This window comes from Allobosea sp. 10N428 (assembly GCF_056394545.1).
In genome coordinates, this window is sequence record NZ_JBFTIC010000003.1 from 474976 (window position 1) to 486482 (window position 11507).

Consider the following 11507-nt stretch of genomic DNA (forward strand, 5'->3'; position numbering starts at 1 on the left):
CTCAGGAATCCCCGCCGATATCGTCCGGCAGATTCGCCGGGATCTGGCCGGGCCGCTTCGGCTTGGTCAGCGGCGTCGGGACTGGCGCGTTGTTCCTGAGCAACTCCCGTCCGGAGTAGAGATCGCCTGCCAACTGCAGGTCGAAACGCTCATCGTCGCGCCGGCGCACATCAGCCTCGATCGCCTCGGCCTCGTCTTCGGGAACGCCGAGGCATTTCAGCAGGGCCGTGCCGAAGACCATCGCCGATTCGAAGGTTTCCCGGATCTGATACTCGACGCCGGCATGGACAAGGTCGAGCGCGTGCCCCCGGTCATAGGCCCGCACGAACAACTTGGCGTGCCCGAACTCGGCCTGCGCCAGCTGCACGATCGCATCCGTAGTCTGCTGCCGGTCGACGCAGACCACGATCACTTCGGCCCGCTCGGCGCCGGCGGCTTGGAGGATGTCGCGCCGGGTTCCGTCGCCGTAATAGAGCTTGAAACCGAACTGCGACGCGGCCCGGATCATCCCGACATCGAAATCGATGATCGAGACGCTGATGCCGCGGGCGAGCAGCGCCTGGCTCGCAACCTGGCCGAAACGGCCGAAGCCGACGATCAGCGCCTGCCCCTTGAGCCCGTCCGCCACCTCGATGCCGTCGAGATCGGTCGGTGCCGCAGGCATGAAGCGGTCGAGCGCCAGCGCAAGCATTGGCGTCAGCGCCATCGAGATGATCACGGTGCCGCTCGCGATGGCGGTGGTGCGCGGATCGAAGATGCCGGCGGCGGCAGCCGCCGCATAGAGCACGAAGGCGAACTCGCCGCCTTGCGAGAACAGCGCGACGCGCGTGATCGCCTCGCGCCAATCCGAGCCGAAGAGCTTGGCGACGATGAAGATGCCGAGCGCCTTGACCGCCATGAAGCCGATGACGGCGGCCAGGACGAGGCGCCATTCGCGCGCCACGACGCCAAGATCGAGCGACATGCCGACGGCGAGGAAGAAGAGCCCGAGCAGGATGCCGCGGAACGGCTCGATATCCGCCTCCAGCTGATGCCGGAACGTGGATTCGGAAAGGAGCACCCCAGCGAGGAAGGCGCCCATTGCCATCGACAGGCCGCCGAGTTGCATGGCCAGCGCCGAGCCGAGCACGACGAGCAAGGCCGCGGCGGTCATGACCTCCCGCGCCTCGGCCGCCGCCAGCACGCGGAACATCGGGTTAAGCAGCCAGCGCCCGGCCGCGATCAGTCCGCCGAGCGCGCCTGCCGCGATGGCGAAAGAGACCCAGGCCTGTTCGCTGCCGCCCCGCTGCGGCGACAGCAGCGCCACGATCGCAAGCAGCGGCACGATGGCGAGGTCTTCCAGCAGCAGGATCGAGACCGCCTTCTGGCCCTGCGGCGTCGAGGTCTCGCCGCGCTCGTTCAGCATCTGCATGACCACGGCGGTCGAGGACAGAACGAAGCCCATCGCCGCGATGAAGGCGACCTGGGGGCCGAGGCCGCCAGCCATGCCGAGCAGCGTGAGGAGGAAGCCGCAGGTCAGAACCTGCGCGATGCCGAGCCCGAAGATGCTGCTCCTGAGGCCCCAGAGCCGCGAGGGCTGCATTTCCAGCCCGATCACGAACAGGAACATCACCACGCCGAATTCGGCGATGTGGAGGATGCCTTCCGGGTTCGAGAACAGGCCGAGGCCGAAGGGGCCGATCACGATCCCCGCGCCGAAATAGCCGAGCACCGAGCCGAGCCCAAGCTTGCGGAAGATCGGCACGGCCACGACGCCGGCGCCGAGCAGCGCCACGACCTTGACGAGGTCGCTCGTCAATCCTGCCTCGGCAGCCATTCGCCTTCCCTTCGCGGCGGGCTCGACTGTGGCCCGCCGTTCAAACCTAGCGGGCGCGCCGAAGGTTCAACAAGGCGGTTGTTCGATAATCACGCAGCGAGCCACGCGGGCACGCCCATCCGGTCGGTGTCAGCCCGCGCGGCTGGTCCGCCCTTCCAGCGGATAGGCCGGATCGGAATAGCCGGGCGTCGAGGGGTGGCCCGGGGGCACGAGGCTGTCGACCAACGCCTCGTCCTCGCTATCGAAACCCGCATCGATCGCCGCGAGATAGGCCTGCCATTGCTCGAAGGTGCGCGGCCCGGCGATCGCCGCCGTAACGAAGGCGTTGTTCAGCACCCAGCGCACCGCGAACTGGATCGGCGTCAGCCCCTTCTTAGCCGCATGCTCCTTCAGCGTCTGGGCGATGGCGAGGCTCTCCTCGCGCCATTCCGCCTGCATGATCCGCTTGTCGCCGCGACCGGCGCGCGTGCCCTCTGGCGGCGCCTCACCGGGCGCGTATTTCGCCGTCAGCACGCCGCGCGCCAGCGGCGAATAGGAGGCGACGCCGAGCCCGAAATAGCCGCAGGCCGGCAGATGCTCGACCTCGGGCATGCGGTTCATCGCGTTGTAATAGGGCTGGCTGACGACCGGCCGGTCTATGCCGAGCTCGTCGCAGAGCCGGCAGATCTCGGCCAGCCGCCACGCCCGGTAGTTCGAGACGCCGAAATGCCGGATCTTGCCCTGGCGGACGAGATCGGCAATCGCGTGCACCGTCTCCTCCAACGGCGTCTGATGATCCTCCTTGTGGAGGTAATAGATGTCGATCGTCTCGGTGCCGAGCCGGCGCAGGCTGTCCTCGCAAGCGCGCATCATCCAGCGACGCGACAGCCCGCCGCTCATCGGCCCCGGCCCCATCGCACTCGCCACCTTGGTCGCCAGCACCCAGTCATGGCGATTGGGGGCGATGGCGCGGCCTGTGACCTCCTCCGATCGCCCCTCATTGTAGACATCGGCCGTGTCGATGAAATTGATGCCGGCTTCGCGAGCATTGTCGACGATGCGGCGCGACGTCGCCTCATCGGTCGGCCCCCCGAACATCATCGTGCCCAGGCATAGCGGCGAGACCTTGAGGCCGGAACGGCCGAGGCGACGATAATCCATGTCGATCATCCTTCGGATGGGGAAGCGCCGAGCCTGCCGCAGCGCTATCTTCGACGCCAGAGCCGACGGCGCAGGCGCGCCCTGCACGGCGCGGCCAGCAGCAAGGAAACGCTTAATCTTTCGTGACAGGATGCGCCGTTGTCACATGGCCGCCCGATGAATCTCGCCCAGCTCGTTCAGAGCCAGACCTTTGCCACCCTGCTGCACGCCCTCGAATCGGCGGGTGAGCTGACGGCTGGCCGGACGGTGCAGGCCAGGTTGCTCTCGCTGGAGACGGACGGCACGGCAAGCGCGATGATCGGCGATAGCAAGGTCGCGCTTGTGCTGGCGGGCCCCCAGGCTAAGCAGGCGGAACTGCAGCCGGGAGCCACCCTGCTGCTGCGGCTGGACCCGCCCGAGCAAGCCGGCGGCGATCTGCGCGCCACCTTGGTCGAGGTGCATCCGCCCACTACGTCGCCCGCCCCTCCGGCCGCCTCGCAGCCGACCGTCGCATTTCCGGCGCCCCGAACAGGCATGCCGCTGCCGGCTGGCAATACGCAGTCGATCGCTCCGGCACCGGCCGCGCCGCCTTTGCCGGCCACCAGCCAGCCGCCGCTTTCAGGGCCGGCAGCCATTCCCGCCTATCCCACCGTTCCGTCCGCCGTCAGCCCGCTTGCCGCCCCTGCGTCGACAGCCGCACCCGGCATCTCCCCGCAGCCCCGAGCGCCTGCGGCGCCGCCGCCAGCTGACCCCGCCATTCCAAATCCCGCCACGGCGCGCAGTCTTGCCGGGCCGCTGCTCGGCTCCGTGCTGCAGACCCAGGACAGCCTCGCTCCGCTCTTCGCCAACCTGCGCGGCCTCGCGCAGGGTTCGATCGCGCTGACCTTGCCGAAGCCTCTGCTGGCGGCGATCGACCGCGTACTCGCCCAGGCGATACCGGCCGAGCGCCAGCCGGTCACGGCGCAGCGGCTGAAGGAGGCGTTCCAGAGCTCGGGTCTCTTCACGGAGGCTCGCCAGGCCATCGGAGCGCCCGCCCCGCGGCAAGGCGATCTCAAGACCGGCCTCCAGGCGCTGCGCGAGACGCTGCTGCCGATCATCGAGAGCCTGTCGCCCGGGCCGAAGGCGAGCCAGCCGGACCGCTCTGCCGCAGCGCTCGCACTCGACCGGCTCTCCGACAGCCCGCCGGGCGCCACGGCAGACAGCGCCAGCCGCACCGCTCCGCCGCGCCGCGACGGCCCGCTGCTGCCACAGGCAGCCACCGAGCCAACGCTTTCGCCGGGCGAAAAGCCGCTCGCCATCGTCGCGACGCTGCTCGATCAGGCCGATGCGTCTCTGGATCGCATCAAGCTCACCCAATATGCCTCGCTACCGCTGGACCAGGCGCGGCAGGACAGCAGCCAGCCGGCGCAGCGCTGGCTCGCCGAGATCCCGATCGCCTTCCAGCACGGCACAGCAATCCTGCCGCTGCAGGTCGAGCGCGAAGCGCCGCGGCGGGACGTCCAGGGTGTGAGTCCGCCCCTCTGGCGCATCCGCTTCGCCCTCGATGTCGAGCCGATGGGGCCCTTGCAAGGAGTGGTCACCTTGCAGGCACGCGATGTCGGCGTGACGCTCTGGGCCGAGCGCGAGGAAACCAGCCAGCTTCTGCGCGGTGCCGCGCCCGGTCTCGAGAGCGCCTTGCTCCATGCCGACTTCAGCAGCGGTGCCATCGATATCCACACCGGGCAGCCCCGTGTGATGCAGCCGACGGCCGGCCAGTTTCTGGATCGCCTGTCATGAATCCGCAGCCGCCCCGCATCGCCGTCGCGCTCGAATATGACGGCCACGGCGCACCGCGCGTCACCGCCAAGGGACGCGGCGAACTGGCGGAGCGTATCGTCGACACCGCGCGCGAACATGATGTCGCGGTCGAGCAGAACGCTATCCTCGCCCAGGCGCTCTCGGCCATCGAACTCGACGACCAGATCCCGGAAGAACTCTATCGCGCGACGGCCCAGGTGATCGCCTTCGTCCTCGCATTGCGCGGCGAATGGCGCCGGCCGAACCGCGACGGCCATCGATCTTGAGCGGCATCGTCGTCAGGCGCATCGGCCCAGCCGCTTACGCGGAGCTGGGGCCGGCTTTCGCGGAACTCGCCGATCATGCGGTCGAGCCGAATCCGCATATGGCGCCGGCCGCCGTCAGCGCGGCGACCCTGCTCGTCCCCGAGGAGGAGATCATCGTCCTCTGCGCCTGGTTCAGCGAGGCGCTCGATTTCGAGCGGCTGGTCGGTGTCTGGGCCTTCAGGCGTGTGCAGGGCTGGCGCAGCGGTTTCGCCGGCGCCCTCGCCGCGCCGCTCGTGCCGCTCTACGAGGTCTCTTCGCTGCCCGTGCTCGACCACGACCACGCGGCGGAGGCCGCGCGGGCGCTGATGCGCTATCTCCTGGCCTCGCGCGACTTGCCGCATGCGCTTCTGCTGCCGCTGCTGCCACTCGACGGCCCATGCTATGCCGCCCTTTCGGAAGCCAACCGCCAGACGGGCAGCCGGATCTCGATCTACGAGCGCTGGACCCGGCCGGTGATGGTCCCTCAGCCCGGCGACGATTTGGAGCGCTATCTGCGGCGCTCGCTCGGCTCCAGCTACAAGAAGCGGATGCAGCAGTTCCGGGCGGTGGCGAAGCATGGCGCGCTGACCTTCCGCCGGAGCCGCGGCGCCGCGGCACTCGATGCGCTCGAGGCCTTCCTCACGCTCGAAGCCGCGGGCTGGAAGGGCGCGGCCGGGACGGCAATCGCCTGCATACCGACGGACTCCGCCTATATCCGCCGGATGGCCGAACTCTTCGCCGAGGCGGACGCCCTCCAGATCGATACCTTGCTGCTCGACGGGCGCGTGCTGGCGATGGGCCTGCTCGTCGAGAGCGGCAACCGCCGTCATTTCCTCAAGATCGCCTATGACGAAGCGCAGGCGCGCCATTCGCCTGGCCGCACCCTCACGATCGCGATGCTGCAGGCCGACCTCGCCGGTACGCCACCTGCATTCTTCGACAGCGGTGCCGGCGAAGGCGTCGATGCCGGCACCTATGCCTGGGGCGAGCGCCGTGAGATGGGCAACGTCATCATCGGCATCGGACCCGGCCGGCCCAGCCCGGCGCATATCGCGGCCTTCAGCCGGATGTGGCTGCGACGCCTGCGGGAGGCCGCTCGAAGCCGATCCGACCGAGCAACCAGCGCCCAACCTCGGGCTTGAAGTGCAGCGTATCGATCCAGTAGCGCGAGGAGCCTTTCTCCGGATCGAAATCGTCGAAGGGATGATCCGAGACCAGATCGTGGAGCCGCACCCGGCGGCTTGCCGCCAATGATGCGACATCCCGCCGCCAAGCTATCAGCTCCGGCTCCCGCCCGCCATCTCTGATGAGTTTCCGCTGTGCGCTGCTCATTGGCGACAGAACGAGAACGACCTGTCGTCCCCGCAGCGCATCGAGCGCCCGATCCAGATAGGCGAGATCGCCCGGCCGGTACGTCATCGCGACGATGTTCTGCGCCTCGGTTACTTTGCGCGTCAACGCGGCATCGAAATCCGGGGTCGCCTTGTAGCCGTCGGCATGCCAGATGCCGGGTTCGGTGTGCCGGATCTGTCGGCCGCGCAGATTGTCCAGCACTTCGGGATTGAGAAGCGTCGCGATGAGCGCCTCGCGCCGGCCAGCCGCCGTGGCTAGCTTCGGCGCTATCGCGGGCGGCGGCGGCCAGGCGGTGAACATGTAATAGTCGAGTTCGATGACGAACCGCCGCACGCTACCAACGTCAACCGCCAGCCCGGCGAGAATCGGCAGCTCACGCGCCATCAGCGCCGATATTCCGGCATTGTAGATCTTTCCCGCATGGCCCGCAGCGTCGCGCGGATCGATACCGCGATAGACCACGGAAGAGCCGATCAAGACGGTCTCCGGCTTCAACCGGGCAATCTGCAGCGGTTTCACCAGCCGCATTTCGACGTCGAGCAGGCGACTAGCCCCCGCCCCATCATGCGTCCATGGCGGATTGTCCCGGAAGACCCAATAAGGATCGCGCCAGATGCCCGTAACCAAAAAGCCAGCCAAGAGCAGAGCCACGGTGCCCGCGAAAACACGCGCGAAAGCGCCGGCGGGTGCCGATCCAGTCGATGAGGCCGCCAGTGGCATGGCGCTGCGCTAGCAGATTGCGACTAGCCTGGCGAGTCGGCTTGACCGCCCTTCCCGCCGGCCGATAGAGCCGCAGTGCTGCGTTGGAGACGCCCGATGACCGTTGTTGCCCGGATTGGAATTGTCACGGTCTCGGACCGCGCCTCGGCCGGCGTCTATGCCGACGAAGGAGGCCCCGCGATCCGCAGCTATATGGCGAAGGTGCTGACCTCGCCCTGGGAAGCGGTCGAGCGCATCATCCCCGACGATCGCAAGCTGATCGCGCAGACCTTGACCGAGCTGGCCGACCGCGAGGGCTGCTGCCTCGTCGTCACCACCGGCGGTACCGGCCCCGCGCCGCGCGACGTTACGCCGGAAGCGACCGAGGATGTGATGGAGAAGCCGATGCCGGGCTTCGGCGAGCTGATGCGACAGGTCAGCCTCGCCAAGGTGCCGACCGCAATCCTTTCGCGCCAGACGGCCGGCATCCGCGGCAAGACCCTGATCGTCAACCTGCCCGGCCGCCCCCGTGCCATTGCCGAATGCTTGGACGCAGTGATGCCGGCTATACCCTATTGCATCGACCTGATCGAAGGCCCCTATCTGGAGACCGACCCGGAGGTGATCACCGCGTTCCGGCCGAGGAAGTGATGGGCGAACAAGCCCTGCGTCATGCTCGGGCTTGACCCGAGCATCTCCTCCCGAAAGAGGCTCCGGCGCCTTGTTCTGGCGGAGATTCTCGGGTCTACGCTTCGCTTCGCCCGAGAATGACGGCGCTGTGCTAGCCGGAACCGCTGAAACTCAACCCGCCGCCAATTCCCGCCCGATCGCCTGGACGAGCTGCGGGGAGAGCGGATCGGTCGCCGCCGGGAAACCGCCGATCAGCGTGCCGTCGCGGCCGATCAGATATTTGTGGAAGTTCCAGCGCGGTGCCTCGGCCGGGCGCTGCATCGCCGCCCAGCGATAGAAGGGATGCGCCTCGGGCCCGCGCACGACGGTCTTCTCGACGAAGACATAGGTCGCGCCATAGCTCTCATGGGCGGCCTCGGCGATGGCGGCGCCGTCCAACGGCTCTTGCCCGCCGAAATCATTGCTGGGCACGGCGACGAGCATCAGCCCGCGCGTCTGATAACGCTGCCAGAGCTGCTCCAGCGTCGCCATCTGCCCGGCATAACCGCAGCGCGTCGCGGTATTGACGACGAGGATCGGCCGGTCGCGGTAATCAGACAGGGCAAGTCGCCCCCCGCCCGGCCGGTCGAAGCCGAAGGCGTGCGCACCCGCCGGCGTTTGCGCGGGAGCCTCGAGGGACCACAGGGCCCCTGCCACAGCGGCTGTTCCAGCAAGCACGTCCCGGCGCGACACGCTCATGGCGCTTCTCCCTGCAATCCGACGCGCCGATCATGCCCCAAAGCAAAAAGCCCCGCAGCCGGCCGGCGCAGGGCTTTGCTTCACGATGGCGCTATCAGGAGCCTCAGCAGGAGAGAACCTTCTTCACCCGCACCTCGAGGTCGCGCAGCTCGTAGGGCTTCACGACGTAATGATCGGCGCCGTTGCTTGTCGCCTCGTCCATCTTGTCGACCGAGCGCTCTGAGGTCGCCATGATGATCTTGATCTGGTTGAGCTCCGGCACGGAGCGGATGGCGCGCAGCAGGTCGATGCCGCTCATGCCTTCCATGTTCCAGTCGAGAAGCAGCAGATCGTAGCGCTTCTGCTGCATCTTCATCAGCGCCTCGCGGGCGTTCTCTGCCTCGTCGATGTCCTGAAACTCGATCTGCTTCAGGAAATAGGTCGCCAGGCCGCGCATGCTCTTCTGGTCGTCGACCACCAGGATGCGGAACTCGCTTCTGGCCTTTGACATAACTTTGCTCCTTACGCGCTCCGCAGATTCGGGCGCTCGCCGATCAGCTGCCCGACCGCCGCGCCGATCTGGCTGAGCGGAACGACTCTGTCGGCGGCTCCCATCTCGAAGGCCGCTTTCGGCATCCCGTTTACCACGCAGGTCTCACCACTTTGGATTAAAGTTTCGGCGCCTGCTTTGCGCATAGCTAACAAACCGTCAGCGCCGTCGCGGCCCATGCCCGTGAGCAGGATGCCGACCGCATGCGCTCCGAGGCTACGCGCGACCGAATGGAACATGACGTCGACCGAGGGCGAATGGCCGCTGACCAGCGGACCCTCCTTCAGGACGCAGACGAACTCGCCGCGCCGCTCCTCGATTTCGAGATGGCGCAATCCTCCCGGCGCCACCACAGCCGAGCCGGGCCTCAGCCGGTCGCCATCCACAGCCTCGCGCACATCGAGGCCGGTCGCGGTCGCGAGCCGTGCCGCGAACTTTGCCGTGTAGCCCGGCGGCATATGCTGGACGACGACGACCGGCAGCCGCAGATGGGCGAGGTCGCGCATCACCGTCTGCACGGCCGGCACGCCGCCCGTCGAGGCGCCGATGGCGATCAGCGAGGTCTTGCCGGCACGGGCCGGCTCCCTCGGTGGCGCCGGGCGCGCCGGCGCAGCGATCTGCGCGATTTGACGAGCAGCCGCGATCATCTTGCGGCTTCCCGCCGCGCGTTGCAGCCCCGCGACCAGATGTTTCATGAAGCCTTCGAGCGTGTGGGTCGTGCCGTCCGGCTTTTCGATGAAGTCGATGGCACCGAGCTCGAGCGCCTGGATCGTGTTGTCGGCGCCCGGCCCGCCGAAGGCCGATACGATCAGCACCGGCAGCGGGTCCTGCTTCAGCACCCGTGCCAGCAGCTTGAGGCCGTGCCGTCCGGGCAGTTCGAGATCGAGCGTGACCACATCCGGGCGCAGTTCCTGGATGGCGTCCCAACCCTCCTCGGCGCTGCCGGCGACGCCGATCACCTCGAAGCCCGGCGCAGAATCGATGATCTTGGTCATCAGCTTCTGCATCAGGACGGAATCGTCGACGACGAGAACCTTGACCGGCGCAGCGGACGACGTCGGCATGCTCATTACCAGACCTCCACTTCACCAGCCACGGGCTGAGTCTTGAGCCGGTTGAGATAGGCGATTTCCTGCTCGTGGCCGCTGTCGCGCGCCGTCGGCTGGACATGCTGCACCCAGGCCCGTCCCGTCGAGGGCTGGTAGTGGATGCGCCGCGAGCGCGTGCCGCCGACATCCCGCGAGACGACGGGAATGCCCTCGACCTTCAGGAATTCGTTGACGAAGGCGATGTTGCCGTCGCCGATCGCCAGCATGGTCGCGCCCGAAAGCACGCGCGCGCCGCCGAAGACCTTGGCCTCGAAGTTCTGGCGCCTCGCCCCGCGCTTCAGCAGGTCGTTGATCAGAACCTCCATCGCCGTATCGCCATAGCGTTCGCCGGCGCTGGGGTCGGCATTGCCGTTGTTCTTCGGCAGCAGGAAGTGGTTGAGCCCGCCGACGCCGATCTGCGGGTCGCGCAGGCAGACCGAGACGCAGGAGCCGAGCACGGTGGCGACGATCTCGTCCTTGGCCGAGGTGATCTCATGTTCGCCTGGAGCGACGGTGATGATCGTCGCCTCGAAACGCGGGTCGAAATAGCGGCGCGAGGACCGGGAAACGCTCATGCTGTCCTCTCGTAGATCGTGCGTCCGATCAGGCGCAGATGCTGGTGCGGTTGCGGCAGCGATTCCGAATGGCCGAGATAGAGGAACCCGCCCGGCGACAGCAGCGCTACGAACCGATCGAGGATCGAGGCCTTGGTCTGCGTATCGAAATAGATGAAGACGTTGCGGCAGAAGATCACGTCGAACGGCCCGTTCATCGGCCATTTCTCGATGAGATTCAAACGCTTGAAGGCGATCAGGCGGCGTAGATCCTCTGCGATGCGTGCCTCTGCGCGCCCCGCTCCGCCTTCCAGCTTGAGCAGCGGCTTCACATCGGCGGGCAACCGCTCGAACAGCTCCGCCGGATAGATCCCCGCTTCGGCCCGCGCCAGGATGTCGGTGTCGATGTCCGTCGCCAGGATCTTGAAATCGAGGTCGCCACGCGCGCCCATCACATCGCGGCAGGAGGCCGCGATCGAATAGGGTTCCTCACCCGACGAACAGGCCGAGGACCAGATGCGGATGCGCCCGCGCCGGCCCGCCCGCTCCTGCAGAAGCCGCGGCATCACCTCCTTGCGCAGGTGATCGAAATGGTGACGCTCGCGGAAGAAGGCGGTGTGATTGGTCGTCACCGCATTGATCAGCTCGGGCAACTCGCCCGCCGCCTGCGGCGTCTTCAGGAAGGCACAGTATTCGGCCACCGAGCTCAATCCAAGCGCCTTGACGCGGCGCGCCAGCCGGCCGCGCGTCATCGCTTCCTTATGCTCGCGGATGACGATACCGGCTTGCTCGTAGACCAATGCGGCGATGAACTTCATGTCGTCGCGCGTCAGGCTGATGTCGGCCATTGCGGGCTGGAGCGACGGCACCATGCTCGGGAGCGATGTAGGTCTGGACATG

12 protein-coding genes are annotated in these 11507 nt (G+C 67.4%); 4 read left to right on the forward strand and 8 right to left on the reverse strand.

Annotation, left to right across the window (positions count from 1 at the left end; translation table 11 throughout):
• Position 1: 1 nt before the first annotated feature.
• Together AC1DDA_RS12510 and AC1DDA_RS12515 are read right to left on the reverse strand one after the other, a co-directional pair.
• The gene (locus AC1DDA_RS12510) at positions 2-1816 is read right to left on the reverse strand and encodes a monovalent cation:proton antiporter-2 (CPA2) family protein (protein WP_476795981.1); all 1815 of its coding nucleotides are present in this window, start codon (positions 1814-1816) and stop codon (positions 2-4) included.
• A 129-nt stretch (positions 1817-1945) separates the two neighbouring features.
• On the reverse strand, positions 1946-2956 hold the full coding sequence (locus AC1DDA_RS12515; protein WP_476795982.1) for an aldo/keto reductase: 1011 nt from the start codon (positions 2954-2956) through the stop codon (positions 1946-1948).
• A 138-nt stretch (positions 2957-3094) separates the two neighbouring features.
• Here AC1DDA_RS12515 and fliK point away from each other — a divergent pair, with 138 nt between their 5' ends.
• From fliK to AC1DDA_RS12530, 3 genes are read left to right on the forward strand one after another with little or no spacing between them, the layout of a single operon-like run.
• The gene (fliK, locus tag AC1DDA_RS12520) at positions 3095-4711 is read left to right on the forward strand and encodes a flagellar hook-length control protein FliK (protein ID WP_476795983.1); all 1617 of its coding nucleotides are present in this window, start codon (positions 3095-3097) and stop codon (positions 4709-4711) included.
• Positions 4708-4998 carry an EscU/YscU/HrcU family type III secretion system export apparatus switch protein gene (locus AC1DDA_RS12525; protein ID WP_476795984.1) on the forward strand — a complete coding sequence of 97 codons (291 nt, stop codon included), beginning with the start codon at positions 4708-4710 and terminating at the stop codon, positions 4996-4998. The genes fliK and AC1DDA_RS12525 overlap by 4 nt, the downstream gene beginning before the upstream one ends.
• Positions 4995-6158 (forward strand): GNAT family N-acetyltransferase, encoded by a 1164-nt coding sequence (locus AC1DDA_RS12530; RefSeq protein WP_476795985.1) that lies wholly within the window; start codon positions 4995-4997, stop codon positions 6156-6158. Before AC1DDA_RS12525 ends, AC1DDA_RS12530 begins: the two co-directional genes overlap by 4 nt.
• On the opposite strand, the gene AC1DDA_RS12535 is transcribed toward AC1DDA_RS12530, so the two are convergent.
• On the reverse strand, positions 6076-6846 hold the full coding sequence (locus tag AC1DDA_RS12535) for a hypothetical protein (RefSeq protein ID WP_476795986.1): 771 nt from the start codon (positions 6844-6846) through the stop codon (positions 6076-6078). The two genes, AC1DDA_RS12530 and AC1DDA_RS12535, sit on opposite strands and share 83 nt — an antisense overlap.
• A 339-nt stretch (positions 6847-7185) precedes the next feature.
• Between AC1DDA_RS12535 and mog the strand changes: the two genes are divergently transcribed.
• On the forward strand, positions 7186-7719 hold the full coding sequence (mog, locus tag AC1DDA_RS12540; RefSeq protein WP_476795987.1) for a molybdopterin adenylyltransferase: 534 nt from the start codon (positions 7186-7188) through the stop codon (positions 7717-7719).
• 150 nt (positions 7720-7869) lie between these two features.
• On the opposite strand, the gene AC1DDA_RS12545 is transcribed toward mog, so the two are convergent.
• The 5 genes from AC1DDA_RS12545 to AC1DDA_RS12565 all read right to left on the reverse strand — a co-directional run bounded on the left by AC1DDA_RS12545 (position 7870) and on the right by AC1DDA_RS12565 (position 11506).
• A complete protein-coding gene (locus AC1DDA_RS12545; RefSeq protein ID WP_476795988.1) occupies positions 7870-8436 on the reverse strand; it encodes a glutathione peroxidase in 567 nt (188 codons plus the stop codon).
• Between the two features lie 103 nt (positions 8437-8539).
• Complete coding sequence (locus AC1DDA_RS12550; RefSeq protein ID WP_441512168.1) at positions 8540-8926, reverse strand: response regulator; 387 nt, start codon at positions 8924-8926, stop codon at positions 8540-8542.
• An 11-nt stretch (positions 8927-8937) separates the two neighbouring features.
• A complete protein-coding gene (gene cheB, locus AC1DDA_RS12555; protein ID WP_476795989.1) occupies positions 8938-10035 on the reverse strand; it encodes a chemotaxis-specific protein-glutamate methyltransferase CheB in 1098 nt (365 codons plus the stop codon).
• Entirely contained in the window at positions 10035-10628 is a 594-nt protein-coding gene (locus AC1DDA_RS12560) for a chemoreceptor glutamine deamidase CheD (protein WP_441512166.1), read from the reverse strand. The genes cheB and AC1DDA_RS12560 overlap by 1 nt, the downstream gene beginning before the upstream one ends.
• Complete coding sequence (locus AC1DDA_RS12565; RefSeq protein ID WP_476779003.1) at positions 10625-11506, reverse strand: CheR family methyltransferase; 882 nt, start codon at positions 11504-11506, stop codon at positions 10625-10627. The genes AC1DDA_RS12560 and AC1DDA_RS12565 overlap by 4 nt, the downstream gene beginning before the upstream one ends.
• Position 11507 lies beyond the last annotated feature (1 nt).

Excerpts from the sequence above, each read along its gene's own strand:
- AC1DDA_RS12545 (WP_476795988.1), bottom strand. The coding sequence starts at position 8,436 with ATGAGCGTGTCGCGCCGGGACGTGCTTGCTGGAACAGCCGCTGTGGCA.
- AC1DDA_RS12550 (WP_441512168.1), bottom strand. The coding sequence starts at position 8,926 with ATGTCAAAGGCCAGAAGCGAGTTCCGCATCCTGGTGGTCGACGACCAG.
- AC1DDA_RS12525 (WP_476795984.1), top strand. The coding sequence starts at position 4,708 with ATGAATCCGCAGCCGCCCCGCATCGCCGTCGCGCTCGAATATGACGGC.
- AC1DDA_RS12560 (WP_441512166.1), bottom strand. The coding sequence starts at position 10,628 with ATGAGCGTTTCCCGGTCCTCGCGCCGCTATTTCGACCCGCGTTTCGAG.
- AC1DDA_RS12515 (WP_476795982.1), bottom strand. The coding sequence starts at position 2,956 with ATGGATTATCGTCGCCTCGGCCGTTCCGGCCTCAAGGTCTCGCCGCTA.
- cheB (WP_476795989.1), bottom strand. The coding sequence starts at position 10,035 with ATGAGCATGCCGACGTCGTCCGCTGCGCCGGTCAAGGTTCTCGTCGTC.
- AC1DDA_RS12510 (WP_476795981.1), bottom strand. The coding sequence starts at position 1,816 with ATGGCTGCCGAGGCAGGATTGACGAGCGACCTCGTCAAGGTCGTGGCG.
- AC1DDA_RS12565 (WP_476779003.1), bottom strand. The coding sequence starts at position 11,506 with ATGTCCAGACCTACATCGCTCCCGAGCATGGTGCCGTCGCTCCAGCCC.
- mog (WP_476795987.1), top strand. The coding sequence starts at position 7,186 with ATGACCGTTGTTGCCCGGATTGGAATTGTCACGGTCTCGGACCGCGCC.